Origin of the sequence: Occultella kanbiaonis (assembly GCF_009708215.1) — a bacterium.
In the GTDB taxonomy this organism is placed as follows: domain Bacteria; phylum Actinomycetota; class Actinomycetes; order Actinomycetales; family Beutenbergiaceae; genus Occultella; species Occultella kanbiaonis.
On record NZ_CP046175.1, the window covers coordinates 2,748,565 to 2,773,658 of the forward strand.

At 71.7% G+C, this 25,094-nt stretch carries 22 protein-coding genes; 10 read left to right on the forward strand and 12 right to left on the reverse strand.

All coding sequences use genetic code 11. The annotated features are described in order from the left end of the window. Nucleotides 1–59 precede the first annotated feature (59 nt). A complete protein-coding gene (locus GKS42_RS12685; protein ID WP_154794152.1) occupies nucleotides 60–1,559 on the reverse strand; it encodes an MDR family MFS transporter in 1,500 nt (499 codons plus the stop codon). A 366-nt stretch (nucleotides 1,560–1,925) separates the two neighbouring features. Here GKS42_RS12685 and GKS42_RS12690 point away from each other — a divergent pair, with 366 nt between their 5' ends. The 6 genes from GKS42_RS12690 (at nucleotide 1,926) to GKS42_RS12715 (ending at nucleotide 9,381) form a co-directional block, all read left to right on the forward strand. Further along, nucleotides 1,926–2,852: a hypothetical protein gene (locus tag GKS42_RS12690; protein WP_154794153.1), complete on the forward strand. Its 927-nt coding sequence runs from the start codon at nucleotides 1,926–1,928 to the stop codon at nucleotides 2,850–2,852. Nucleotides 2,853–2,994: 142 nt separating this feature from the next. After that, entirely contained in the window at nucleotides 2,995–3,864 is an 870-nt protein-coding gene (locus GKS42_RS12695; RefSeq protein WP_154794154.1) for a hypothetical protein, read from the forward strand. A gap of 86 nt (nucleotides 3,865–3,950) precedes the next feature. Next, a complete protein-coding gene (locus GKS42_RS12700) occupies nucleotides 3,951–4,853 on the forward strand; it encodes an RNA polymerase sigma-70 factor (RefSeq protein ID WP_232848041.1) in 903 nt (300 codons plus the stop codon). 154 nt (nucleotides 4,854–5,007) lie between these two features. Then, a complete protein-coding gene (locus tag GKS42_RS12705) occupies nucleotides 5,008–6,396 on the forward strand; it encodes an NAD(P)/FAD-dependent oxidoreductase (RefSeq protein ID WP_154794156.1) in 1,389 nt (462 codons plus the stop codon). A gap of 72 nt (nucleotides 6,397–6,468) precedes the next feature. Further along, nucleotides 6,469–8,499 (forward strand): glycoside hydrolase family 3 protein, encoded by a 2,031-nt coding sequence (locus tag GKS42_RS12710; protein WP_154794157.1) that lies wholly within the window; start codon nucleotides 6,469–6,471, stop codon nucleotides 8,497–8,499. 114 nt (nucleotides 8,500–8,613) lie between these two features. Next, nucleotides 8,614–9,381 (forward strand): SDR family oxidoreductase, encoded by a 768-nt coding sequence (locus GKS42_RS12715; protein WP_154794158.1) that lies wholly within the window; start codon nucleotides 8,614–8,616, stop codon nucleotides 9,379–9,381. A gap of 22 nt (nucleotides 9,382–9,403) precedes the next feature. Here the strand turns inward: GKS42_RS12715 and GKS42_RS12720 are convergent, their stop codons facing one another. The 3 genes from GKS42_RS12720 to GKS42_RS12730 are packed head-to-tail and all read right to left on the reverse strand — an operon-like array spanning nucleotide 9,404 to nucleotide 13,534. Further along, nucleotides 9,404–10,594 (reverse strand): hypothetical protein, encoded by a 1,191-nt coding sequence (locus GKS42_RS12720; RefSeq protein WP_154794159.1) that lies wholly within the window; start codon nucleotides 10,592–10,594, stop codon nucleotides 9,404–9,406. A 42-nt stretch (nucleotides 10,595–10,636) separates the two neighbouring features. Beyond that, nucleotides 10,637–11,770 (reverse strand): 23S rRNA (uracil(747)-C(5))-methyltransferase RlmC, encoded by a 1,134-nt coding sequence (rlmC, locus tag GKS42_RS12725; RefSeq protein ID WP_154794160.1) that lies wholly within the window; start codon nucleotides 11,768–11,770, stop codon nucleotides 10,637–10,639. A gap of 60 nt (nucleotides 11,771–11,830) precedes the next feature. Beyond that, entirely contained in the window at nucleotides 11,831–13,534 is a 1,704-nt protein-coding gene (locus GKS42_RS12730; protein WP_154794161.1) for a leucine-rich repeat domain-containing protein, read from the reverse strand. Nucleotides 13,535–13,700: 166 nt separating this feature from the next. On the opposite strand from GKS42_RS12730, the gene GKS42_RS12735 reads away from it, so the two are divergent. From GKS42_RS12735 to GKS42_RS12750, 4 genes are all read left to right on the forward strand, one after another. Beyond that, complete coding sequence (locus GKS42_RS12735; RefSeq protein ID WP_154794162.1) at nucleotides 13,701–16,550, forward strand: cation-translocating P-type ATPase; 2,850 nt, start codon at nucleotides 13,701–13,703, stop codon at nucleotides 16,548–16,550. Nucleotides 16,551–16,621: 71 nt separating this feature from the next. Further along, the gene (hrpB, locus tag GKS42_RS12740; protein WP_154794163.1) at nucleotides 16,622–19,228 is read left to right on the forward strand and encodes an ATP-dependent helicase HrpB; all 2,607 of its coding nucleotides are present in this window, start codon (nucleotides 16,622–16,624) and stop codon (nucleotides 19,226–19,228) included. Between the two features lie 82 nt (nucleotides 19,229–19,310). Next, the gene (locus GKS42_RS12745; RefSeq protein ID WP_168217829.1) at nucleotides 19,311–19,889 is read left to right on the forward strand and encodes a thioredoxin domain-containing protein; all 579 of its coding nucleotides are present in this window, start codon (nucleotides 19,311–19,313) and stop codon (nucleotides 19,887–19,889) included. Further along, complete coding sequence (locus GKS42_RS12750) at nucleotides 19,886–20,350, forward strand: DUF4395 domain-containing protein (RefSeq protein ID WP_154794165.1); 465 nt, start codon at nucleotides 19,886–19,888, stop codon at nucleotides 20,348–20,350. Before GKS42_RS12745 ends, GKS42_RS12750 begins: the two co-directional genes overlap by 4 nt. 88 nt (nucleotides 20,351–20,438) lie before the next feature. Here GKS42_RS12750 and GKS42_RS12755 read toward each other — a convergent pair whose 3' ends face one another. The 8 genes from GKS42_RS12755 to GKS42_RS12785 all read right to left on the reverse strand — a co-directional run bounded on the left by GKS42_RS12755 (nucleotide 20,439) and on the right by GKS42_RS12785 (nucleotide 25,073). Further along, nucleotides 20,439–21,515, reverse strand: a complete 1,077-nt coding sequence (locus GKS42_RS12755; RefSeq protein ID WP_154794166.1) for a DUF932 domain-containing protein — start codon at nucleotides 21,513–21,515, stop codon at nucleotides 20,439–20,441. Nucleotides 21,516–21,592: 77 nt separating this feature from the next. Next, nucleotides 21,593–22,111 carry a GNAT family N-acetyltransferase gene (locus GKS42_RS12760; protein WP_154794167.1) on the reverse strand — a complete coding sequence of 173 codons (519 nt, stop codon included), beginning with the start codon at nucleotides 22,109–22,111 and terminating at the stop codon, nucleotides 21,593–21,595. A gap of 75 nt (nucleotides 22,112–22,186) precedes the next feature. Continuing rightward, complete coding sequence (locus GKS42_RS12765) at nucleotides 22,187–22,681, reverse strand: chromosomal replication initiator protein DnaA (protein WP_154794168.1); 495 nt, start codon at nucleotides 22,679–22,681, stop codon at nucleotides 22,187–22,189. A 92-nt stretch (nucleotides 22,682–22,773) separates the two neighbouring features. After that, nucleotides 22,774–23,007, reverse strand: coding sequence for a hypothetical protein (locus GKS42_RS12770; RefSeq protein WP_154794169.1), 234 nt, complete (start codon nucleotides 23,005–23,007; stop codon nucleotides 22,774–22,776). Next, nucleotides 23,004–23,138, reverse strand: a complete 135-nt coding sequence (locus tag GKS42_RS26805) for a hypothetical protein (RefSeq protein WP_268958100.1) — start codon at nucleotides 23,136–23,138, stop codon at nucleotides 23,004–23,006. Before GKS42_RS26805 ends, GKS42_RS12770 begins: the two co-directional genes overlap by 4 nt. A 33-nt stretch (nucleotides 23,139–23,171) precedes the next feature. Next, on the reverse strand, nucleotides 23,172–24,164 hold the full coding sequence (locus GKS42_RS12775) for an LLM class F420-dependent oxidoreductase (RefSeq protein ID WP_154794170.1): 993 nt from the start codon (nucleotides 24,162–24,164) through the stop codon (nucleotides 23,172–23,174). Then, entirely contained in the window at nucleotides 24,161–24,751 is a 591-nt protein-coding gene (locus tag GKS42_RS12780; protein ID WP_154794171.1) for a DUF4126 domain-containing protein, read from the reverse strand. The genes GKS42_RS12775 and GKS42_RS12780 overlap by 4 nt, the downstream gene beginning before the upstream one ends. 4 nt (nucleotides 24,752–24,755) lie before the next feature. Continuing rightward, nucleotides 24,756–25,073, reverse strand: a complete 318-nt coding sequence (locus GKS42_RS12785) for an MTH1187 family thiamine-binding protein (protein ID WP_154794172.1) — start codon at nucleotides 25,071–25,073, stop codon at nucleotides 24,756–24,758. Nucleotides 25,074–25,094 lie beyond the last annotated feature (21 nt).

Below are 25,094 nucleotides of genomic sequence, written 5' to 3' on the forward strand. Positions count from 1 at the left end.
ATGCGCCGACGGCGAGCGGTGGCGCGAAGCCACCACTCGCCGTCGGGCGCCAATTACCGTCAGTGGACGGCGATCGGTGCTTCGTGCTCCTCGTCCGCCGTCCGTTCGGGCTCGTCCGGTCGACGGACGAACAGCGCGGCGACGATGACCACCAGTGAGAGCACGGCGCCGCACGTGAACGCGGTCTGGGTCCCGACGGCGGTCGCATGCACCTCGCTGGCTCCGGCGTCGAGCGCGTTCACCTGAGCGACCGTCATCAGCACCACGAACAGGGCGGTGCCGGCCGCGCCGGCGAACTGCTGCAGCGTGCCGAGCACGGCGCTGCCGTGCGAGTACAGGCTCGGACGCAGCGAACCGAGCGCCGTGGTGAACAGCGGCGTGAACATGAGCCCAAGCCCGAGGCTGAGCACAACGTGTGCCGCGAGCACCATGCCCAGAGGGGAGTGCTCGGTGAGCAGGGTCATCGACCACAGCGCTCCGGAGACGACCACCGCGCCCGGTACCACCAGCGGCCGGGGGCCGTACCGGTCGTAGAGCCGGCCGACGACCGGCCCTAGCAGACCCATCGCGAGACCACCCGGCAGGAGCATCAGGCCGACGGTGACGGTCTCGAGGTTGAGCACGTTCTGCAGGTACAGCGGCAGCAGGATGATCGTGCCGAACAGGGACATCATGAGCAGCGCCATCATGGTCAACGAGACCGCATAGCTGCGGGACTTGAACACCCGCAGGTCGAGCAGCGCCCGGTCATCACGTTGCAGGTAGAGCTGACGCAGCACGAAGAACACCAGCGCGACGGCGCCGCCGCCGATGGGGATCGCGAGCGGGATCGGCGGCGCGTGCCGAGCGGCCTCACCAAGTCCGCTGAGGCCGAAGATCAGGCCACCGAAGGCGAACGCCGCCAGGACCACGGAAAGGATGTCGAGCGGCACAGGCTTCGGGGTGGAGACGTTCGGCACCCGAAGGGCACCCAGCACGAGCGCGGCGACGGCGATCGGCAGCACCAGCCAGAACAGCCACTTCCAGGGCAGGACGGACAGCACCAGGCCGGAGATCGCGGGGCCGACCGCGGGGGCGACGGCCATGACGATCGAGACATTTCCCATGGTCCGCCCGCGTAGCGCCGGCGGCACCACGGTCATCAGTGTGGTCATCAGGAGCGGCATCATCATCGCGGTGCCGCTGGCCTGGACGACCCGGCCCATGATCAGGAGCCCGAACGTCGGCGAGACCGCAGCGATCAGGGTGCCGGCGCTGAACAGGGTCATCGCGGCCAGGAAGATCGGGCGGGTGTTGAACCGCTGCATCAGATAGCCGGTGATCGGGATGACGACGGCCATGGTGAGCAGGAACGAGGTCGAGAGCCACTGGCCGGTCGAGGCCTCGATGTGCAGGTCCGCCATGATGTTCGGGATCGCCACCGACATGATCGTCTCGTTCAGGATGACGACGAACGAGGAGACGAGCAGGAGCGTGATCACCAGCCGGGTGGATGGTGCGAGCCGTTCCGGTGCCCCGGGCGGAGCGTTCAGTGGGGGAGTCTGGGCAGTTTCAGGCATGGCGAATCCAGTCGATCGACGTGTCCGGGGCGGGAGTTGAGTCTGCGTCATCAACACTGCCCGATCCAAGAACATTTCCGGACCGATGAACTTAATTTTCGGACCTCCGCCGCCGCCGCCGGACGTCGACCGGGCCGGCCCATGGACGGTGTCCTCGGGTCCGCACGGACGACGGACGCATCCGTGCAAGGGACCGAGGTCGACGAGAGCTCCCGGAGCCTCTTGCCTCGGGACCGTCCACGAGAGGCACCGGCCCCGCGGTCGCACAACCACGGCCCATTTGGTGCCGGCGGACTCGCGCGCGCCACGGACATTCTCGGCTCGATGGTGCAAGAATCCGGACACCGGAGGGAGGACCGGATGCCGGTGGCACGCGACAGGGCCGAGGAGCCGTTGCAGGCGGACGCCTACGAGCTGTACGGACTTCCGCCGGGCGAGTTCACGGCAGCCCGCAATACGCTCGCGGCCACGCTCAAGGCCGACGGCGACACAGCTCGGGCGGCTGCGGTCAAGGCGCTCCGCAAGCCAGGGATGGCGGCCTGGGTCGTGAACACCATGGTGCGGAGCATGGACGAACGACTCGGGCAGCTCTTCGACCTCGGCGCGCAGTTGCGCGAGGCGCAGGACGAGCTGGACGGCGCTCAACTGCGGGCATTGGCGACCAGCCGGCGCCGGCTGGTGGGGGCGGTGGTCCAGGAGGGCCGGTCCCTGTGCCGCTCGCTCGGTCAGCCGGTCAGCGAGGCGGTGGCCACCCAGGTCGAGAGCACGCTGCAGGCGGCCATGGCGGACGCGGACGCGGAGGCCGCCGTACTCGGCGGCCTGCTCGTGGAACCGCTGCTCGTGATCGGGATGGGCCCGGTGGACCTGTCCGGTGCCGTTGCCATCGAGGGCGCCGTGGGGATCAGGACCGGCACGAAGCATCGCGGCGCGCCGTTGTCGGCGGTCGTGGAGCCCACCGGGTCGGCCGAGCAGGTCTCTGCCCGCCTGCTCGCCGAGGCGCGGGAGGAGGCAGCCGAGGCCGAACGCAAGCTGCGCCGGGCCAACGAGGCACACACCAAGGCCAGCAAGCGTGCGGCCAAGTTGCAGGCACAGGCCCTGCGGGTGCGTTCCCAGGTGGAGGAGCTGCGCCGGCAGGCGTTCGAGCTTGAACACGACCTCGAACAGGTGGAACGGGCGCTGGTCACCGCCGAGTCGGAGCAGGACGGCGCCGAGGTCGAGCGGAATCGAGCGGATGAGGAGGCGGCGTCGGCGCGTGCCGAGGTGGAGCGGTTGCGGCGCCACCGTCGGAGCTGACGGCAGGACGATGTCGCCGTCTTCCGGGCGCAAGCATCGGCGAGGCGCGGGCAGATGTCCCCTGGGAGTGCGCCCGGCTCGCCCATTACCGTGGGGAGCGCCGTCAGCGGCCGCGGCGGCAGTGGAGCGGACGGAGTGCAGCATGGGGATCCTGGATCGGTTGTTCGGGCGCGACGAGGTCCAGCCCGACCAGCCGACGCAACCCGGCGGCCCCATGGCCGCCGGTGGTCGCCAGTGGACCGTGCCCGTGTTCCGCAGTTCGAAGGACCCGGACAGCCGCCCCACCGATCCGCAGTACCAGCAGCCGGGCACCGCCCAGCACAGTGCCACCGGCAGCGCCGAGGACAGGCGCGCCATCGAGAGGTACCAGTACCTGCTCCGCACCGCGCCGCCGGATCAGATCGAACTCGCGCACGCCGAAGCGTTCGCCTCACTGACGCACGCGCAGCGCCAGGAGATCCGGGCGCGCTTGTTCGACGTGGCACCGGCGGCGGACCGACCGGAGGACGATTCGGCGCAGACGCTAGCGCGCTCGGCGACCCGCACCGAACGACGCCAGCCGGGCGCGCTGAGGCGCGCGTTCGGTGACCGCGGCGAGGGCTTCGGATCATCGTTGCTGAGTTCGATCGCCGGTGCGTACGTCGGCACGGCCCTGGCGCAGGCCATGTTCGGTGTGGTGCTCGACGGCGGAGCACCGGTGGGCGGTGCGGGTCCGGGTGCGCAGGGGCACGCCGCTGCCGGCGGGTACGAGCCCGACGGAGCCGACGACGGGTTCGAGGCCGGTCTGGTGAACACGGGTCCGGAGGTCGGCCAGCGCGTGGTCGGCGCGGGGGCGAACGACGGCGAGCGCGTGGTCGGCATGGACGCGAACGACGAGCAGAACACGGTCGGTGGCGCCGCGGTCCGCCACGACGGCGCGGTCGACGACGGGAGCTACGAGGCCGAAGGCATCGAGCCCGGGCCGGATCTCGGTCTCGGTGGTGGCGGGATGGACTTCGGGAGCGGCGCCTGAGGCGGGGACGCCGATGCACCTACCCCGCCGACCCGACACCGATCCGGCCTCCCGGCGGCCGGTCGCCGGGGCCTATGATCGCTGACGTGCTGTCCGACGCGCCTGAACCGGCGCCCTCCGATCCCCTGAACGAGGCGCTGGACGTCTTCATGGCCGTCCGGCCCCGGCTGTTCGGTATCGCGTACCGCATGCTCGGCAGTGTGAGCGAGGCCGAGGACATCGTCCAGGAGGCCTGGGTGCGGTGGCAGCGCTACGACCGGGACTCGGTGGAGAACCCGGCAGCGTTCCTCGCCACCACGACGACACGTCTGGCGATCAACTCGGCCACCTCCGCCCACGCGCGCCGTGAGTCCTACATCGGACCGTGGATGCCGGAGCCCGTCGACACCAGTGCTGACCCGGCCCTCGGTGCCGAGCGAGGGGAGGCACTGGAGTTCGCGATCCTGATGCTGATGGAGCGACTGACTCCCATGGAGCGCGCCGCCTACGTGCTCCGGCAGGCGTTCGACTACCCGTACGAGACCATCGCCACGATCCTCGAGCAGACCCAGGCGAACGTCCGCCAGCACGTCAGCCGGGCCCGCAAGCATCTTGCCGGCGAGCGTCGCGAGCGGGTCGACGCCGACGAGCAGCGGCAGCTCCTGGCCGCCTTCCTCGCCGCTGCGCAGGCGGGGGAGATGGCCGCTCTGGAGGAGTTGTTCGCCGGAGAGGTGGTCAGCACCACCGACGGCGACGGCGTGAAGAACGCGGCGCGCAAGCTGATGGTCGGCCGCCAGCAGGTGGCGAGGTTCATCGCGGCGTTCGCACACCACTTCTGGGTCGACACCGAGCAGGAATGGGTGCAGGCCAACGGTGAGCCGGCGATCCTGGTGCGGCGCGACGGTGAGCCGTTGGTTCTCGTGTCCCTGAACACCGGACCGGATGGCATCGAGCAGATCCGTTGGATGATGGCGCCTGCGAAACTCGAGCGGATCGCCCGCGCCGGCTGAACCGTCTCCCCGGTTCGACTGTGCGCGACGTCACACCGCCCAGCGCCCGAGACCTGTCACGCCGGGCTCCGCTTCCCGGTCATAGGTAGTGACACCCCGGGAGCGGCGGGCGATCGGCGTCCACCGGCGAGGGTGTGGGAGGCGCGAGAGACAGATGCGCAGAATCGTGATCGTCGGCGGCGGATATGCGGGCTTCTACACCGCGTGGACACTTGAGCGCACGCTCCGGCCGGGTGAGGCCGAGCTGACCGTGATCGACCCCCGGCCCTACATGACCTACCAGCCCTTCCTGCCCGAGGTGGCGGCCGGCTCGATCGAGCCACGGCACGCCGTCATCTCGGTCCGCAAGCGGCTACACCGCACGCGGGTGGTCGCCGGCAGCGTGACGCGGGTCGATCACGCGACCAGGACGGTGCAGGTGCACCCTGCCGCCGGCCCCGACCTGGAGTTCGGCTACGACGTCATCGCCATCACGGCCGGCGCCGTGACCCGGACCTTCCCGATCCCGGGCCTGGCTGAGCACGCCATCGGGCTCAAGCACGTCGAGGAGGCCATCGCGATCCGCGACCGGCTGCTCGTCGCGTTCGACCAGGCATCCGTGCTGCCACCGGGACCGGAGCGCCGCGCCCTGCTCACCGTCGTCTTCGTGGGCGCCGGCCTCGCCGGGGTGGAGGGCTTCGGCGAGCTGCTCTCCCTGTCGACGGCGTTGCTCGCCGACTATCCCGAGCTCACCGTCGCCGACCTGGACTTCCGCCTCGTCGAGGCGCAGGGCCGGATCCTGCCCGAGTTCACGGCGGCGACCGCCGAGAAGGTGGCGCAGAGCCTGCGCGACCGCGGCGCGACGGTGCACCTGAACGCCCAGCTCACCTCCGCCGTCGACTCCCGGGTGGAACTGTCCGACGGCACGACCTTCGACGCGAACCTGATCGTGTGGACCGCCGGCAATGGGGCGAACCCGGTGGTCGCGAACCACACGGATCTGCCCGTGGACGCTCGCGGCCGCCTCGTCGTCGGTGCCGACCTGCGCGTGGCAACGCCGGACGGCCCGGTCCCGGACGCCTGGGCGGCCGGTGACGCCGCGGCCGTGCCGGACCTCGCCGTCGACCGTCCGGATGTCTACACCGTGCCGAACGCCCAGCACGCGGTCCGGCAGGGCCGGCGCCTCGGCCGCAACATCGCAGCGGTGCTTCGCGGACGCGCACCCAAGAACTACGAGCACCGCAGCCTCGGCGTGATCGCCACCCTCGGGATCGGACGTGGCGTGTTCCAGTCCGGGCCGATCACGCTCACCGGATGGCCGGCCTGGCTCATCCACCGCGGCTACCACGTGCTCGCCGTGCCCACCTGGCACCGCAAGTTCCAGGTGCTGGCGATCTGGACGAGCGCTCACCTGTTCGGCCGCGACATCGTGTCGCTGCAGTCCGCCATGGACCCGCGGGCGGCGTTCGTCGGCGCGAGCGCAGGCACCGGGCAACCTACCGGGCGCGCCACGGTCGCCCGGATCGAGCCCGAGGACAAACCACGGCAAGGAATGGCCGCCTGAGCCCACCGCGGCGAGACTGACGGGACGGATGGATCCATCCCGTCAGTCCTCTCTCCGGAAGGGCCAGCCGCCATGTCAGCTCCGCATCCCCAACCCGCCCTCGGCTCCCGTTCGGCGCGGATCCTCAACATCGACGGCCTCGAGTTCAAGGACCTGAACGGCAACGGCCGCCTCGACCCGTACGAGGACTGGCGCCTTCCCGTCGCGGACCGGATCGCGGACCTGACCGGTCGGATGTCCACCGCGGACAAGGTCGCTCTGATGCTGATCACGTCCCACTACATGGGTGCCTCGAGGATCATCGCGGACCGGGAGCAGGGCCTGCTGAACACCCACGAGAAGTGGTCCGACACCAACTTCTGGGCGGTGGAGAGCTCGTCCACCTATCGCTTCGACCCGCCGGTCCTGGACTATGCGGGCTCGGCCAAGGCGATCACTGAACTCGGGCTGCGGTACCTCATCATCCCGGACAACCCCACCTCCTACGACCTCGCCACCTGGGTGAATGCGCTTCAGGAACTCGCCGAGGGCACCCCACTCGGGATTCCCGTGGTCATGGTCTCCAACCCGCGGAACCACGTCTCGGACTCCAAGCTCTTCGGGATCGCCGAGGCGAGCGACAAGATGTCGCAGTGGCCCGGGGAGCTGGGGCTGGCGGCCACCGGGGACCCGGACCTCGTCGAGGAGTTCGGACGGCTCGCCGGCAGACAGTGGCGCTCCGCGGGCATCACCAAGGGCTACCAGTACATGGCGGACATCGTCACCGAGCCCCGCTGGTCCCGCGCGGGCGGCACGTTCGGGGAGAACCCGGAGCTGGCCGCGAAGCTGATCGCCGCCGTCACCCGCGGGTTCCAGGGTGCAGACCTCGGTGCCGGCTCGGTGTCGATGACCACGAAGCACTTCCCTGGCGGCGGCCCCCGCGACCAGGGCCACGACCCCCACTTCGAGCACGGGAGGTTCCAGCCGTACCCGACCGAGGGCAGCCTGTACCGCTATCACCTGCCGGTGTTCCGGGCCGCCATCGAGGCCGGGACCACATCGATCATGCCGTACTACGCCAAGAGCACGAACGCGATGTCCGCACCGCAGCTGCATGGCGGCCGTGCGTTCGAGGAGGTCGGGTTCGCCTACGACAAGTACCTCATCACCGACGTGCTGCGCGGTGAGCTGGGCTTCACCGGGTACGTGAACTCCGAGACCGGGATCTCCACCGGCATGCCCTGGGGCGTGGAGTCGCTGAGCCGCCCCGAGCGGTTCGCCAAGGCGATCGACGCGGGCGTGAACACGTTCGCCGGTGACGGGAACCCGCAGCCGCTGTTGGACGCCGTCGCGCAGGGCCTGGTGACCACCGAGCAGCTGGACCACAACGTGGCGTACCTGCTCGATGAGATGTTCCGCCTCGGCCTGTTCGAGAACCCGTACGTCGACCCGGACACGGCCCAGGCGATCGCCGAGGACCGGGAGATCCAGGCCCTCGCGGACTCCGCGCACCGACGCTCCCTGGTGTTGCTGCGCAACGACCAGGGCATCCTGCCGCTGCGACCCGACGGCGGAGCACCGGTCCGCCTGTACGTCGAGGTGTTCACGGGAACCGATCGCGAGGCCGAGCAGGCCCGCATCGCCGCCGAGGTGGCCGCCGCGGCGGGCGACGGCATCGAGGTGGTCGGTTCCCTCGAGGACGCGACCCACGCCCTCGCCTGGGTCCGCCCGGCGATGTCGCTGCTGAGCGACAAGCCGGAGACCGAGCTGTCGATCGCGCTGGACGCAGAGACCGGCGTCGACTCCGGCCGGGTGCTCGAGCTCGAGGCGAGGGTGCCGACCATCCTGGCCGTCTCCTTCGCCAACCCGTGGCTGCTCGACGCGCTCGCCCCGGGTGCGGCCGCCGTCGTCGGGACGTTCGGCGTGCTCACCGACGCCCTGACCGACCTGCTCACCGGGGCGGTGACGCCGTCCGGGACACTGCCCTACACGATCCCGGCGAGCCGGGAGAAGGTCCTCGGCAAGGCCTCCGACATCCCCGGGGCGGACGAGCCGAGCGGCTACGCGTATGTGGACGGCACCGGCGCGGAGTACGTGTTCGGGTACGGGCGCGCCGCCTTCTGACGGCGGTCCTCTGACGGCGATGTGTCCCGGAGTGTCACAGCCCGGGGCACCGCCCGGTCCTAGTTGTCGACCGGGCGGGACGGCCTGCCTGGCGGACCCAGGAAGGCCTTCATCATGAAGATCGTCGTCATCGGCGGGACCGGACTCATCGGCTCCCAGGTTGTCACGCGCCTCACCGAGCACGGGCACGAGGCCGTGCCGGCCGCCCCGAACACGGGCGTCAACAGCATCACTGGCGAGGGCGTCAAGGAGGCCCTCGCCGGCGCGGACGTGGTGGTGGACGTGTCGAACTCGCCCTCGTTCGCCGACCAGGACGTGCTCGACTTCTTCACCACCTCGACCAACACCCTCATCGCCGCAGCCAAGGACGCCGGGGTCGGCCACTACGTCGCCCTCTCGGTCGTGGGTGCCGACGAGCTGCCGGACAGCGGCTACCTGCGTGCGAAGGTCGCGCAGGAGGCGCTCATCGAGAACTCCGGGCTGCCCTACTCGATCGTGCGGGCGACCCAGTTCTTCGAGTTCCTCGCTCGGATCACCGACGAGGCGACCGAGGGCAACCAGGTCCGCCTGCCCACCGCCTACTTCCAGCCGATGGCGGCGGCGGACGTCGCCGCCGTGGTGGGCCGGACCGCCGCGGGAGCGCCCCTGAACGGGCGCCACGAGGTCGGTGGCCCGGAACGGGTCCGGATGGCGGACCTGGTGCGCGGTGCCCTGGCCGCGAAGAGCGACCCGCGCGAGGTGGTCTCGGACCCGGAGGCGAAGTACTTCGGCACCGTCCTCGGCGAGACCTCCCTCGCTGCGACGTCGGAGGGTGCCGAGCTCGCTCCGACCTACCTCAAGGACTGGTCGGCGGCGCGCGCCGCGAGCGCCGGCGCGCACTGACCGGCCCCGGCCGGCGGCGGTCTCAGGCCCCGGAGCGGGCGTGCTCCGGGGCCGAGTGCTGCCCCTTCTCGGGGACGTGCTCCTGCTCCGGGCGCGCGGAGGCTTCGACGATCCGGATGAACACCATGATCCAGCCGAAGATGATCACGAACGCGGTCAGCTCGAAGGCCGTGAACACGATCGTGCCGAGGAAGAACGCCACCGCCGTCCCGGCGAGCACGGCGACCATCACCGCCGTCACCAGGAAGAACTGGGTCGGCAGCCCGCGCAGCAGGATCGGGGACCCGAGCAGCAGCACCCCGAACGCGAGCACCAGCCCCCAGGCGAACACGTTGTGCAGGTCCTGACTCACCGGGATCGACACGATCCCGACGCAGGAGAGCATCAGTCCCATCACGACGAAGGCCGCCGCGATCACCCGCGGCGCGAACGCGTAGACGAGCACTCCCGCGCGGCATAGCGCCCGCAGGTTCCGGTACAGCGACAGCGCGAAGCTGGTCACCAGGAGCCCGGCGATCGCCAGGGTCATGTTGAACAGCCCGCTGGAACCGTCGCCGAAGCTGCCGAGTTGGCTGAAGTGGTACTCCCACCAGCGCGGATCCTGCGCGGTCGCCATCGACGTGAAGGTCCCGATCGTCAGGAACATCACGAGCAGGCTCGCGAGCCGCACGGTCGAGGTGGACAGCACCGACAGGTACACCCAGTACGCCACGAGCCCGGCCGCAAGGGCGAGCGCGCCGGCGGCCAGGACGGAGCCGAGCGCGAGGCCGCGGAAGCTCTGTTGCAGCAGAGCGAACGCACCGATGGTGAGCAGGCCCGCGATCGCCGTGTGCACCAGCACCACGCCGAGCACGTCGAGCACCTTCAACCACGGCCTCAGGGTGTGCCGCCACTGCCGCCCGGGCAGGTTCCAGGAACGCAGGTATCCCGTGATACCCGCGGCGGCGGCCATGACGGCGCACACTGCCAGCGCCACGATGCCGATCGAGACCTCGCCCCAGAGCGGGGTCGCCCTGCCGTGGAAGACGATCAGTCCGATGATCGCCGCGACGGCCGCAGCGACGACCGCCGCGATCAGGGCCTCGGTCTCGCCACGGACGTACCGGACGTGGTCGGGGTCGATCCGCGGCGTCGGCTCGCTCGCCGAGGCCGGCTCGATGCCCGACGGCGTCGGCTCGCCGGTCGACGGCCGTCCGGGCGCTGGGGTGCTCACCCGAGCATCATGTCAAACGCCTCCGACGCGACTCGGGCCCGATCAGTCCCGGCGGAGCTCGATCAGGACCTCGTAGTGGTCGGTCTGCGGGAACATGTCGAGCAGGCGGGCACGCCGCGGACGCAGCGACGGCATCGCGGCGAGGTCACGGGCGAGGGACTCGGCACGACAGCTCGAGTAGAGCACGCTCCGAACCCCTGACGACTCGAGCCAGCCGGCGAGCTCGGATCCGATCCCGCGGCGGGGTGGGTTCACGATGACCAGGTCCGGCACGTCCCGCGTGGAATCGGCGGACCCGAACGCGAACTCACCTGCGTCCCCGACCACGAACTCCACCTCGGTCAGACCCGCTTCGGCCGCGCTGCGCCGGGCGCTGGCGATGGCCTCGGCGGAGGTCTCCACCCCGGTCACCGACCGACCGGGACCGGCGGCGTGCAGGGCGAAGCCACCGACGCCGCAGTACAGGTCCCACACCGACTCCGGCGCGATCTCCGCCAGCCACTGCGTGGCCTGGCGATACAGCGCGGCCGCCACGGCGGTGTTCGTCTGGAAGAAGCTACGCGGGCGCAGGTGCAACCCGTACCCGTTGACGAGCATCGGCAGGGACTCCTGCGCGGTCAGGATGATCTCCTGCGCACCTTCGAGCACGGCCTTGTGCTCGGGATGGATGTTCGCCGACACCACCGCCAGCGTCGGCAGCTGCTCCCGCAACCAGGGCAGCTGGGCGCGGATGTGCCGCAGAACCTCGACGGTGCGGACCACGAAGCGGACCATGAGTTCGCCGTCGGGCGAGGCGGTGACGATCACGTACTTGAGCTGACCGTGCCGGCCCGGCACGTCGTACGGCTCCAGGCCGGCTCGGGTGATGAACGCGGCCAGCGGCGCGAAGGTCGCGGCAAGGTTCGCCGGGTAGAGGCCGCAGTCCGAGAGGTCCACCCCGTGCCCGGCGCGGTCCAGGATGCCAAGGGTCGGCGCCGCGACGGTGCCGCCGACCACCATCTTCGCCTTGTTCCGGAAGCCCGACTCCGAGCTGCGCACCGGGTCGGACCAGGCCATCGGGAAGTCCGCGAGCACGTCGCGGCAGTGGGCCTGCTTGTCCGCGAGCTGGCTGCCGTAGTCCTGGCCCATGAGGGTGCAGGAGCGGCACCGGCCGGCATCGAAGTAGGAGCACTGCATCAGGAGGCCAAGCCTACGTCCGGGCGGACCTGCGCCGGTTCCGGCCGCGCACCCGAGGAACTAGGCGAGTCCGCCGACGTACACCCCGGCTGCGCGGAGCTCGGCGATCCCGGGCAGGCCCGGTGGCGCACCCGTCAGGTCCACGCCGGTCAGCACCGGGAGCGTGGTCAGCGGCCCGACGTCCGTGAGCGGGTTCTCGCCGAGCCACAGCTCGGTCAGGGTGGGGAACGCAGGGACCGCGGTCAGGTCCGTGATCCGGTTCCCGGAGACGTCCAGCGTCCACAACTGGGGGAGCGGTCCCAACCCGCCGAGGTCCGTCACGGCGTTCCGGGACAGGTCGAGGCTGGTGAGATAGTCGTGGCCGGCGAGCGGGCCGACGTCGGTGATCGCGTTGTCGCCGAGGTCCACCTCGTTCAGGTTGCCCATCGACGCGAGCGGCCCGATGTCGCTGATGCCGGTGCCGCGCAGGCCGAGGTAGGCGAGCGTGCTCTGCCCCGCCAGCGGCTCGAGGTCGACCACCTGGGTCCCGGAGGCGCCGAGGTTCGTCAGGGACGCCAGGCCCGCGAGCGGCGAGAGGTCGCTGACCGGGTTGTCGGTGATCACGACACCCCACAGGTTCAGACCGGCCAGCGGGGTCAGGTCGGTGACGGCATTGCCGGTGACGTCGAGGCTGGACAGCTCAGTCAGTCGGTCGAGCCCGGACAGGTCGCTGATCGCGGCCGGGGCCGTCGTGGGATCGGGCGACGTCGCGTCGGGCCCGGCGACACCCGGCAGCCCGGGTCCGGGGCACTCCAGCGAGAGGACGTCGGCCAGGTCCGCGGCACTGACCTTGGCGCCGGGGTCGCGCAGTCCCATGGTGTGCGCCACGCACGCCGCCAACGCCGGGTCGGGGAACACCTCGGAGAGGACGAGCCGGTCCCCGCGGTCGGTCCAGAGCGCGACCGCGCCCCCGACCACGAGCACGACGGCCACTCCGGCCGCGACGATCCGGGCACGGGGGTGCGGGCGCGGCGCGACCCAGCCGGACGGCGTGTGGGGTTCGATCGCTCGGGTTTCGATCACTCGGGTTCGGTCTGCCCGGGGTTCCTCCGCGCTGAGTCCATATGCGCGAGGTTCACTGACGTGCGCGTCGGTGACCGGCGCCGGGACGGACCGTGCCCGGGTCGCTCCCGCCACCCAGGGCACCCCGAGCGCGAGCAACCCGGCGACGGCGATCAGGACCGCCGTGGTGAGGCCGGTGGCGTCGGTGAGCAGCGGCGTGCCGGCCCGGACCCGCCAGATCGAAGCCGCCGCGAACGAGGCGGCGAACCACAGCGCGGTGAGCGCCAGCACCCCGGCGGCCGCGCGCACCCAGAGGCGTTCCCGGCGGGCCACACCGACCGCCGTCAACGCCCACGCCGCAGCCACCCCGACCAGGCCGAGGGGCGCCGTCGCCGTCGTGGCTCGGGCCAGCAGGCGCCAGTCCCCGGACGCGAGCCGCAGACCGAGGAAGCCGTCCGCCGCCGCGAGCAACAGCCCGGTCCCGGCCAGCACGATGCCGGCCGCGAGAAGCAGCGACGTGGAAGCACCCGGTGCCCGCCCGCGTGAGACGGGCCGCGCCGCGGCCGCCAGGACGAGCGGGGACAGGCCGATCGCGGCGATCAGCAGCAGTTCCGGGAGGGCGGTGGCGATCGTCGCGCCGGCTGCGAGGCGAAGCACGGACAGGATCACGGCGAGGGCGGCCACCAGGCCGGCCGCCACCCACCAGAGGGTCTTCAGAGGCACGCCGACACGCTAGCCGTTCCATGTGGAGGTCCCGTGTGCGGGCGGGCACCGCAGCGGGCGTCTGCATGCACATTCGACAACTGTTCGGTCGTTGGTCCTATGGCGTTCCGGGCGCCGCCTGGGAAACTGGTCCGGGAACGGTTGCGGCCCGAACGAGGGGAACACCATGCAGGCGGAGAGTCCGAGCCACAGCGACACGGGGCGAGCGACCGTTCCCGGGCAGCGGGGTCCCGGCCCGGATCCCTCGGTCACCGATGCCGTCGCGGTCGCCGAGACGCTGGACGTGGACCCCGCGCTCGGGCTCACCAGCGCCGAAGCCGCACGCAGGCTCGCGGCGGACGGGCCGAACGAGCTTCGGTCGGCGCCGGCGGTCCCGTTGTGGCGGAAGATCCTGGCCCAGTTCCAGGACCCGCTGATCTACCTGCTGCTCGTCGCGGTCGTCATCTCCCTGGTGGCGTGGGTGGTGGAGGGCGCGCACGGCCTGCCGATCGACTCGATCGTGATCACGGCCGTCGTGGTGCTGAACGCGGTCCTGGGTTTCGTCCAGGAGAACAAGGCGGAGAACGCCGTCGCCGCCCTCGCACAGATGACCGCGGCCGCCTCGACGGTGCTCCGGGACGGCCGGCTCACATCCGTGCCGTCCGCCGAGCTCGTCCGCGGGGACGTGCTCGTGCTCGGTGAGGGCGACTCCGTCGGCGCCGATGCCAGACTGCTGCGGGCCAGCGCGCTGCGGGTCGCGGAGGCGTCCCTGACCGGGGAGAGCGAGGCGGTCCTGAAGGACCCGGCCGTGCTGGCGGAACCCGCGCCCCTCGGGGACCGGCTGAACATGGTGTTCAAGGGCACCGCCGTCGCGCAGGGGACCGGCCGGGCCGTCGTCACCGGCACCGCGATGGACACCGAGATGGGCTCGATCGCGCAGATGCTCGACGCGACGGTCGAGGAGGCCAGCCCGCTCGAGAAGGACCTGAACGGCGTGTCCCGGCTGCTCGGCCTCACCGTGATCGTCATCGCGATCGTGGTCATGGTGGTCACGGCCGTCGTGAACCAGGTCAGCACTCCCAGCGAGTTCGTGACGGTGCTGCTGCTCGGTGTCTCGCTGGCGGTGGCTGCCGTCCCCGAGGGGCTACCGGCGATCCTGTCCGTGGTGCTCGCGATCGGGGTGCAGCGGATGGCGCGACAGAACGCCGTCGTGAAGCGGCTGCACTCCGTGGAGACCCTCGGATCCGCCTCCGTGATCGCCTCGGACAAGACCGGCACGCTCACGAAGAACGAGATGACCGTCGAGCGGGTGGTCACCGCCTCGGGTCGGGTGGAGCTGACCGGCGTCGGCTACGCCCCGGTCGGCGAGGCCCTCACCGAAGGGCTCCCGGTGACCGACCCCGCACTGCTGCGCGAGGCCCGGATGGTGCTGGGCGGCGGGTCGCTGTCCAACGACGCGCAGCTGACCGAGACCGGAGGCACCTGGCAGATCCAGGGTGACCCGACGGAGGCCGCCTTCCTCGTGGCCGCCTACAAGCTCGACGGCACCAGGGACGCCGTCGCCGAGTTCCAGCGCGAGGCCGAGGTGCCGTTCACCTCCGAGCGCAAGCGGATGACCACCCAACAGTTCCGTGCCTCCGAGGATGCGCGCGGCATCGTCACCAAGGGTGCCCCCGACGTGCTCCTTGGCCTGTGCAACCGGGTCCAGGTGGGCGAGGACGTCGTCGAACTGACGGCGCAACGCCGGGCCCAGGCCCTGGCCGACGTCGAGGACCTCTCGGCCGCGGCCCTACGGACCCTTGGTGTCGCCTACCGACGCCTCGACGAGAACGATGACGACATCCTCGATGAGAGCGACGAGCGGGACCTGATCTACCTCGGCGTGGTCGGCATCATCGACCCACCACGACCGGAGGCCGCGGTGGCCGTGGCGCAGGCGCACCGGGCGGGGATCCGAACGATCATGATCACCGGGGACCACCCGAGCACGGCGGCCCGGATCGCCGCCGATCTCGGCATCGTCGCCAGCGGCGCGCGCGCCGTCACCGGGAGCGAGCTGGACGAGCTCGACGACGTAGGACTGCGGGATGTCGCCCGCGAGGTCAGCGTGTACGCGCGGGTCGCGCCGAAGAACAAGAACGACATCGTCGACGCGCTCCAGGCGGACGGCCAGGTGGTCGCCATGACCGGCGACGGGGTCAACGACGCGCCGGCCCTGAAGTCCGCGGACATCGGCATCGCGATGGGGATCACCGGGACGGAGGTCACCAAGGAAGCGAGCAAGATGATCCTCGGTGACGACAACTTCGCCACGATCGTCTCCGCGGTGCGCCAGGGCCGGGTCATCTTCGAGAACATCAAGAAGTTCCTGCGCTACCTGCTCTCGTCCAACATGGGCGAGGTGTTCACCGTCTTCCTCGGGGTGGTGTTCGCGGGCGCCATCGGTCTGGCGGACGCATCGACCGACGCAGTCGTGGTGCCGCTGCTCGCCACCCAGATCCTCTGGATCAACCTGGTCACCGACTCGGGCCCGGCGTTGGCGATGGGGGTGGATCCCGAGGTCGACGACGTGATGGCACGGCGGCCGCGGCCACTCACCGAGAAGATCATCGACCCGCGGATGTGGATCGGCATTCTCAGCATCGGGCTCGTGATGGGCCTGATCACACTGCTCACGATCGACATCTTCCTGCCCGGGGGCATGATCGCGGGCGGCGAGGATTCACTGGAGGTGGCCAGGACCGCCGGCTTCACGACCTTGGTGCTCGCCCAGTTGTTCAACGCGTTCAACTCCCGGTCCGAGACCACGAGCGCGTTCTCCCATGCCTTCACGAACAGGTGGCTGTGGGGGGCTGTGCTGCTGGCGATCGTGCTGCAGCTGGCGATCGTGGAGATCCCGTTCCTGCAGGTGGCCTTCGGCACGGCGTCGCTCGACCTCGCGCACTGGTTGGTCTGCCTCGCGATGGCCTCGTCGGTGCTCTGGTTCGACGAGATCCGCAAGGTGGTGCTGCGGGCGAAGGACGCCCGCAGGGCCTGACGGCGGTGGGTGCTGCTCACGGCGGTCGGCGGGGCGCGGGTTGCGCCGTCCCGGCTGGCAGACTGCGGGACGTGACCGCAGACCCGATCACCCGGCTCCTGGCCGCGCCGCCGGACTACCCGGTCGTGGCCGGGTTGCCCGACGTCGTCGCCGCCGCCCGCCGCCGGGGCATCGCCGTCGTGCAGGCGCCGCCCGGGACGGGCAAGACCACGCTCGTCCCGCCGGCACTGGCCGCCGCCGTTCCGGGCCGGATCGTGGTCACCCAGCCCCGTCGGATCGCGGCGCGGGCGGCGGCGCGCCGGTTGGCGGGCCTGCTCGGCGAGGGTCTCGGTCAGACCGTCGGGTACAGCGTGCGGGGCGACCGACGCGTCGGCCCGAGCACCCGGATCGAGTTCGTCACCACGGGCCTGCTGTTGCGCCGGCTGCAGGCCGACCCCGACCTACCGGGCGTCGGTGCCGTCATCCTCGACGAGGTCCATGAACGGCAGCTCGACGCGGACCTGACGTTGGCCCTGTGCGTGGACGTGCGCACGAACCTGCGCGAGGACCTGCCCGTGCTCGCCATGTCCGCCACCGTGGCGGCCGAACACACGGCGCAAGCCCTCGGCAGGTCCGACCCCGCCGGCCCGGCGCCGGTGATCACCGTGCCCGGCATCCTGCACCCGGTCACCGAGCACTGGAAGCCGCCACCCACCCGGGTCGCCCGCACCGACGAGCGGGGCATCACCCGGCCGTTCCTCGAGCACGTCGCCGCCACCGCCCGCACGGCCCTGGCGGACAGCGACGGCGACGTCCTGGTGTTCGTGCCGGGCGCCTACGAGGTGGACACGGTCTGTCGGTCGCTCACCGGTGCCGGCGGCCTCGGGGCCGACGTGCGCCCGCTGCACGGTCGACTCTCGAGCGAGCAACAGGACCTCGCCCTCAACCCGGGGCCGCGACGCCGGGTCGTGGTCTCGACGGCGGTGGCCGAGTCCTCGTTGACCGTCCCCGGGGTGCGGGTGGTCGTCGACGCGGGCTTCGCCCGCAGGCCGCGGACCGACCACCGGCGTGGACTGGCCGGGCTGGTCACCACGTGGGCCAGTCGCGCGGAGACCGAGCAGCGTGCCGGCCGCGCCGGGCGGGAGGGACCGGGCGCGGTGTACCGGTGCTGGTCACAAGGCGATCACGCCCGCCTGGATGCGCACCCGGTGCCGGAGATCCGGACCGCCGACCTGACCGCGTTCGCGCTGGAGCTCGCCTGCTGGGGCAGCCCCGACGGCGCGGGCCTCGCCCTCCTCGACGCCCCACCGCCGACTGCGCTGGCGGCCGCGCGCGAGACCCTCACGGGGCTCGGTGCGCTGGACGCCGACGGGCGGCTCACCGAGCGCGGGCGGGCCATCGCAGCGGTCGGCACCGACCCGCGCCTGGCGCGCGCGCTCCTGGATGCGACCCCTGCCGTCGGCGCCCGCCGGGCCGCGGAGGTGGTGGCCCTGCTGGCCGAGGACTCCCGCGCCCCGGGCGGTGACCTGGTCGCCGCGTTACGAACGCTTCGGCGCGGCGGCCCGGCCGCGCGCGCCTGGCGGGAGCAGGCGGACCGGTTCGCTCGGCAGCTCGGACGACGCAACGGCAAGCCGGCCACAGGGTCGGCCGTGGCGGGCGAGACGCGCGACCCCGCTACCGGCGGTGGCGCCACCGAACTGGCCGACCTCGCCCTCGGTGGTGGCCTCGCCCTTGGCGACGACCTCGCCGTCGGGCTCGTGGTCGCCCTGGCCCACCCGGACCGGATCGCTCGACGCCGCCCGAGCTCGACCGCCTACCTGATGGCGTCCGGCACCGGCGCGAGCCTCCAGGACGGTGCCCTGGCCGGCCTCGAGTGGCTGGCCGTGGCCGACGCGGACCGGTCGCCGGGGCGGCGGGACGCCATCATCCGATCCGCCGCCCCGCTGGAGGTGGACCTGGCTCGCCTGGCCGCGCCCGCACTGCTCCGCTCGCAGACGCGGGTGACCTGGGAGCGCGGCCGGGTCGTCGCCCGGCGCGGGGAGTGGCTCGGCGCCATCGAGCTCACGTCGGCGCCGGTGCCCGACCCGCCTCCCGAGCTCGTGCGCGCCGCCGTACGGGAGGGCATCGCGGCCGAAGGGCTCAGCGCGTTGCGCTGGACGGACGCGGGCAGTGCCCTGCGGGCCAGGCTCCGGTTCCTCCGTGCCGCCATGGGGGAGCCGTGGCCGGACGTCAGCGACGAGGCGTTGCTGCGCGACCTCGACACCTGGCTCGGCCCCGACCTGGACCGAGTCCGCGGTACCGGTGCCTTGGCCCGGATCGACACCCTCTCGGCGCTGCGGCGGCTGCTCCCGTGGCCGGAGGCGACGCACCTTCAGGAGTGGGCGCCCGAGCGGGTCAGGGTCCCGAGTGGCTCCTCGATCCGGGTGGACTACTCGGCCGAGCAACCGGTCGTCGCGGTGAAGCTGCAGGAGGCCTTCGGTTGGCAGCCGCCGCGGCTCGCCCGGGGACGGGTCGGACTCCTTGTGCACCTGCTCTCGCCGGCCGGACGGCCCGCTGCCATCACCGGGGACCTCGACTCGTTCTGGGACACGGGGTACCCGCAGGTGCGCGCGGAGCTGCGCGGCCGCTATCCGAGGCACGCCTGGCCCGAGGACCCCCGCACGGCGACGGCGCACCGGGGGACCGCGCGGCGCTCCTAGCCGCGCACCGGCATCCTGTCCACGATCCGGACAGAATCGGAGCCCTCGCTCGTGCGCAGAGGACCGTCCTACGCTCGACGGCGTGAGCCAGGACCTGCTGCTGCGTGCCGGCGCCATCGTGGTGCTCCTCGCGGTCACGAGCGTCGGCTGGTGGCTCGCCACCCGCAGGCGCGGCGAACTCCGGCTCACCCCCGCGGTCCGTTCCGCCACGCGCGGCAGCAGCGAGCGACGCAGCCGGGGCACGAGCGGGGGAGAGCAGACCCTGGCACGGGTCCGCGAGGTCGTCGACCTGACGCCTGGCACCGGTGCCACAGTGGTGCAGGTCTCCTCCGAGTACTGCAGCCCGTGCCGTCGCAGCGCCGGGCTGTGGTCGGAGTTGGCGGCCTCGGAGCCCGCCCTCGCCTTCGTCGAGGTCGACGGCGGCGAGCACCTCGACCTGACCCGCCGGTTCGCGGTCCTGAGCACGCCGACGTCGTTGCTGTTCGACTCGTCCGGCGCGTTCGTCGGCCGGATCGGCGGCGCGCCCACCCGCGCCCAGGCGGCCCGCGCCCTCCTGAGCCTCATCGGGGACATCCCCGGCGAGCGCGCCTCCATCGATGCCCGTCCGAGGTCAGGCGCAACCTCCCCCACCGCCACTGACCAGATCGGAGCACCTCGATGACGACTGCCCCCGACGCCACTGAACGAGCCGCGGGGATCGACCCGCGCGGCCCCAGGTTCGGCGCCGCCCTCACTGCCATCCTCCTGATCGCCACCATCCTCGCCGGCGACTCGCCGGCGGGACTGATCCTGCTGGCCGTCGTCGTCGCATCCTTCGCGCTCGGCGTCGCCCGCGGGGTCCAGGGCACCTGGCAGGGCCTGCTGTACGCCTCGCTGGTGCGCCCCCGCCTGGCCCCGCCGACGGACCGTGAGGATCCCGCGCCGCCGCGCTTCGCCCAGCTCGTCGGCCTCATCATCACCGGGGTCGGCCTCGTCCTCGGCCTGATCGGCGTCGGCTGGGCAGTCACCGTGTTCGCGGCCGTGGCGCTCGTCGCCGCGTTCCTGAACGCGGCCTTCGGGCTCTGCCTCGGATGCGAGATGTATCTGCTCGGGCGCAGACTGCGCCCCAGCCGGGCGGCCTGAGCCATGTACCGCAGGGCACGATGTCGCGCCGCGACACAGGCGCACCAGCACGCGCGACGGGCCCGCACCCAGCGGACCTGCTCGGGGCTCAGGACCCCTGCAACACCCCCTCGAGCGTGCGCCATGCGCGCACGTCGAGCTCCTCGAACGCACCGTTGACCATCTTGCGCATGTTGGACTGCAGCCGGTCCGCCCCGGGTGCGAGTGCGCGCACATGGTGCTCGTGGGTGTTCACCGCCGCAACGACGGCGTGCGCGGTGCCCCGCCACGGCGCGGCACGCTCGTCGGTCCGGTACAGGTCCTCCAGCTCGCTGCGGCGACGGTCGGCGACGGCCTTGCGTGACCCGGTCAGCTTGTCGCCGCTCTGCGGGTCTGTGGCCGGTACCCACACGTCCAGGAACCCCGACCACTGCGCCTCGGAGACGGGTACGGCGCACAGGCGGGCGACCTCCGCGGCGAACGCGTCCGCGGTCGTGTAGACCACCTCGAGCGCCTGCCGGGCGCTCAGCAGGCCGAGCTTCTCGTAGCGGGAGTGCCTGAACTTCGCCTGCGGTCCGCGCTCGGCCAGCGCGACGTTGCGGGTGTTGTCGCACACGACGTCCGTGACCGTGCGCTTGTAGGTGGTGGCGAGCGTGCCGTCGAGGGTGGTGGTGGCGAGCAGGTTCGGCCGGAACTCCACGCCCTCCGGCGTCCGAAGTGCGTCCGGCACGGAGACCTCCACCCAGGCGACGGCGCCCTCCCGCAGGACGCCGGCGGACGTGATGGAGAGGTCGTCGTCGAGGATGTGCTCGACGTTCTCGAGCAGCCACTCCCCGTACTGATGGGGGACGTAGTCGGCGGAGAACACCCCGAACACGGTGCCCTCGTGGTCCTCCTCCCGCACGATCGCGCGCCGCCGGGGGTCGACGACCCACCGGACCGGGTTGCCCGCCGCGTCCCGGTGAGTGGCCTCCGCCTCGGGAGCCGGGCGCTCCACCGCGACCGGGCGGGTTGCGGCGCGCCAGTTGAACAGGCGCTCACGGACATCGGCGACCGGGATCGCACCGGGGTAGTGGTTGGGGCGTTCGCCCTGGAACTCGGACTTGTAGTGCCACGCCCTACCGCGCCGATCGGTATGACCGATCAGCGTGTTCGTGTTGAGGGTGGCCAGGGACTCCTTGGACATGGTGTGCCTCCTTGGGGCTGTGGAGTCCTAGATAACCCCGGACCTCGGACACCCCGTTCGGACCCTGTGGACAACTCCTACACCGCGGTTAGGAGGCGCTCGAACCGGCGCACCGGTGCCCAGCCGCTCGTCGGCCCGAAGTCGGTGATGCCGCGTTCGGTGAAGCCGTGGTCCCGGTAGTAGCGGCGCAGCCGGGCATTGGTGGCCACACAGTCCAGCCGCGCCGCCGGCAACCCGTGCGACGCGCTCACGCGGCAGAACCAGGCGAGGATCTGCCCGCCGAGGCCCTCGCCAGCAGCCGTGCGCGCGACCATCAGGCCGTGCAGGTACCCCGCGGACCCCTCGCCGCCGAGCTCGGGTCCCCAGGTGTGCTCGTCGCGGGTCAGCAGCCGCGCCGTCGCGACGAGACTCCCACCGCGGCGCAGCACGTACCACTCACCGGCCGCGACCTGCCGCTCCACCACGAACTGGCTGACCTCGCCGACGCGCCACTGGGTCACCCCGATGGACTCCTGCCAGGCGGCGAGACCATCGCGCAGCGCGACGATGTCGCGGGCGTCGGTGGAGTCCAGGGCGAGCGTCATCTCCTCGTGCACGCCGCCGACGTTAGCGGCATCGCAGGCGGGCGCGTCGGACTAACCGTTGAGGTGTTGCCCGGCCGTGGGCGCGGCTCAGGACCCGCCGGGCCCGCCGTCCGAGCCCTGCCGGGACGGCTCGTCACCGTTGCGGGCGCCCTTCGCCTCCGGGTCCGCGGCAGGCTCCGGCGTCTCGGTTGGGGCGGGCTGGGTCCGCGACGAGTACCACGACGAACCCGGCGCGGGGGAGGGTGGATAGTGCGCGTCGACACCGTGGGCCGGGGTCGGCTCGCGCGCGTAGTCCGGCGGCCGGTAGGCCGGGTCGGCCAGGGTGTGGTCGGGCGCGTCCGCCTCCGGGTTGACCGGATAGGGGCTGGTCGCGTAGTCCGTCCAGGGCGACGATCCCGATGCCGGCCGGCCCTCCCGCTCCGGCGCCGGCCCGTCGCCGTGCTCGAGCGGTGCCGGCTGCACGCCCGACGGCGGTGGGCTGGCCGGGTAGGCGGTGCCGACCTCGCGGTCGGTCGCCTCGGGCCCCTCGGCCTGGCCATCCGGTCGGCCGTCGGCGCGGTGGCGGTGATCGCGATCGGTCACGGGTTACCTCCGAGGTGGGACGGCTACGGCCTGTCCAGCGTGGGACGTCGCCGCCGGTGAGTCAAGCACCGGCGGACGACGACCACGCAACATCACTTGCGCCGTCGACTGTTCCACCAGGCGGCCACGAACGGCCAGGAGAACGCGATCACGGCGCACATCGCGATGCTGCCGCCCCAGCCGAGGCCGAGCCGGCGAGCGACGACGTTAAGGACGATGATGATGACCACCGTGACGATCATCTGCTGCATGCCCAGGTGCCAGAGCTTGCGCGAGCGCGCCATTCGTGGCGGCGCGTCCTCGCGCGGGGGACCGGGTGTGCTCACGCTTCGTCGCTCCTGGCGGCGTCGGCCACTTCTTCCTCAGGGCGAGGCGGGATGGTCTCATCCGCTTCGAGAAGGTGGATCTCGTGGGCGCCGACCGGGGCGTCGTCACCCTCGGTTGGTGTGACAGACATGGTGTCCTCCTTCGGATCACGCTTCTGACAGGTTCAGGACAGGTGCGGGATGACTTCGCGCTCGAACAGTTCGATCCCGGAACGATCGTATGCCGCCTCGGGGAAGTAGAAGATCGCATACGTGAGCCCGGCGGCCTTCATGGCCGTGAGCCGCTCGACGATCTGCTCCGGGGTGCCGACCGCCAGGGCGGCATCGTTGCGGTAGCCGGCCACCATGTTCTCGGTGCGCTCGGCGCCGAGGTGGGGCAGGGATCGCTCGGCCAGGATCCGCAGGCGGTCGTCCACCTCGGCCTGCGTGGTCCCGATCGCGACGTTGTAGTCGGCCGAGCGGGTGATCGCGCCGAAGTCGGTGCCGACGTCGGCGCAGTGCTCGGCCAGCACCTTGCTCTTGTGGACGAACCCGTCCGGGCTTCCGTCGAAGTTCGTGTGCGTGGCGTACTTCGCGGCGATCCGCAGGGTGAGCTTCTCCCCGCCACCTGCGATCCAGAGCGGCAGGCCACCATCCTGCAGGGGCAGTGGTCGCACGATCGCACCGTCTACCTGGTAGTGCTTGCCATCGAGCGTCGCGACGCCCTCGGTCCAGGCCTGCCGCATGATCTGGACGCCCTCGTCGAGCATCCCGAGTCGCACCCCGGGGCGCGGGAAACCGTGTCCGTAGGCGCGCCACTCGTGTTCGTACCAGCCGCCGCCGATGCCCATCTGGGCGCGACCACCCGAGATCACGTCGACGGTCGCCGCCACCTTGGCCAGGTGCGCGGGGTTGCGGTAGGACATGCAGGTGCACATCTGACCCAGCTTGACCCGGGACGTGCTGGCCGCGAAGGCCGCCATCAGGGTCCACGCCTCATGGGTGGCCTCGGCGCTCGGGACCGGGGTGGTGTGGTAGTGGTCGTAGACCCAGATGGAGTCCCAGGCGCCGGCGTCGGCGTGCTGCGCGAGACCGTTCATCACCGCCCAGTGTTCGCTCGGTTCGATACCGGTGAGGTCGAAGCGCCAGCCCTGCGGGATGAAGAGTCCGAATTTCATGTGCTCAAACTACGGCGTCTTCGGCGTTGCGAGCGCATCCGTATCACCACGACGACCAGCATCGCGATGAAGACGAGCACGAGCACCGGGACCAGGATGGCCAGGATGGTCAGGGTCACCGACGAGACGTCCTCCACGGTGGATGCGACCGGAGCTCCGACGCCGGCGGTGGAGAGGTTGACCACCGACCGGGCACCGGCCTTCGCGACGTGCGTGGTGAGCGCGAGGAACAGGCCGACGATGAACGCGATCCCGGTTTCGCTGGTGAAGAACGAGGCCGGGTCGGTCACCGCGGGAGTCACGGAACCGGTGCCGGCCGCGAAGACGATGCCACCTGCCGTCGGGCGGACGAAGGTCTGCAGCACGTCGTTGACATGATCGACGGCGGGGATCTTGTCCGCGACCACCTCGATGACCAGGAGCACGCCGAGGACGATCAGGACCCAGTCGTTCCCGAGCCATGCCCAGGCCGCGGGCAGTTCGAGGATGTCGGTGAACCGCGCCAGGAGGCCCATCACCAGGAGTGGGATGTAGGCGTTCAGGCCGGCAGCGAATGCCAGTCCGCTCCCGGTGAGGACCTCGAGCACGGCGTCAGGCCCCGGACCCGGTCTCGGACCGGCGCCGCAGGTGCTCGTCGACCCGGTCCACCTTCCCGGTGAGCTCCCCGGTGTGGCCCGGGCGGATGTCCGCCTTCATGACCAGCGAGATCCGGTCGCCGTGGGCGGCGACCGCCTCGGTGGCGCGCCTGACGACGTCGAACACCTCGTCCCAATCGCCCTCGATCGTGGTGAACATCGCGTCGGTCCGATGGGGCAGCCCGGAGGAGCGGACCACGGCAACCGCGTCGGCGACGGCGGCTGTGACCGACTCCCCGGAACCGAGCGGGGCGACGGAGAAGGCGAGCAGCATGCCTGAAGTGTCCCACCAGGG

What these genes read in the sequence shown, in the direction of transcription:
- GKS42_RS26805 (WP_268958100.1), bottom strand. Translation starts at nt 23,138, where the DNA reads ATGTCTGTCACACCAACCGAGGGTGACGACGCCCCGGTCGGCGCCCAC.
- GKS42_RS12785 (WP_154794172.1), bottom strand. Translation starts at nt 25,073, where the DNA reads ATGCTGCTCGCCTTCTCCGTCGCCCCGCTCGGTTCCGGGGAGTCGGTC.
- GKS42_RS12755 (WP_154794166.1), bottom strand. Translation starts at nt 21,515, where the DNA reads ATGTCCAAGGAGTCCCTGGCCACCCTCAACACGAACACGCTGATCGGT.
- GKS42_RS12710 (WP_154794157.1), top strand. Translation starts at nt 6,469, where the DNA reads ATGTCAGCTCCGCATCCCCAACCCGCCCTCGGCTCCCGTTCGGCGCGG.
- rlmC (WP_154794160.1), bottom strand. Translation starts at nt 11,770, where the DNA reads ATGCAGTGCTCCTACTTCGATGCCGGCCGGTGCCGCTCCTGCACCCTC.
- GKS42_RS12715 (WP_154794158.1), top strand. Translation starts at nt 8,614, where the DNA reads ATGAAGATCGTCGTCATCGGCGGGACCGGACTCATCGGCTCCCAGGTT.
- GKS42_RS12735 (WP_154794162.1), top strand. Translation starts at nt 13,701, where the DNA reads ATGCAGGCGGAGAGTCCGAGCCACAGCGACACGGGGCGAGCGACCGTT.
- GKS42_RS12695 (WP_154794154.1), top strand. Translation starts at nt 2,995, where the DNA reads ATGGGGATCCTGGATCGGTTGTTCGGGCGCGACGAGGTCCAGCCCGAC.
- GKS42_RS12685 (WP_154794152.1), bottom strand. Translation starts at nt 1,559, where the DNA reads ATGCCTGAAACTGCCCAGACTCCCCCACTGAACGCTCCGCCCGGGGCA.
- GKS42_RS12775 (WP_154794170.1), bottom strand. Translation starts at nt 24,164, where the DNA reads ATGAAATTCGGACTCTTCATCCCGCAGGGCTGGCGCTTCGACCTCACC.
- GKS42_RS12705 (WP_154794156.1), top strand. Translation starts at nt 5,008, where the DNA reads ATGCGCAGAATCGTGATCGTCGGCGGCGGATATGCGGGCTTCTACACC.
- GKS42_RS12750 (WP_154794165.1), top strand. Translation starts at nt 19,886, where the DNA reads ATGACGACTGCCCCCGACGCCACTGAACGAGCCGCGGGGATCGACCCG.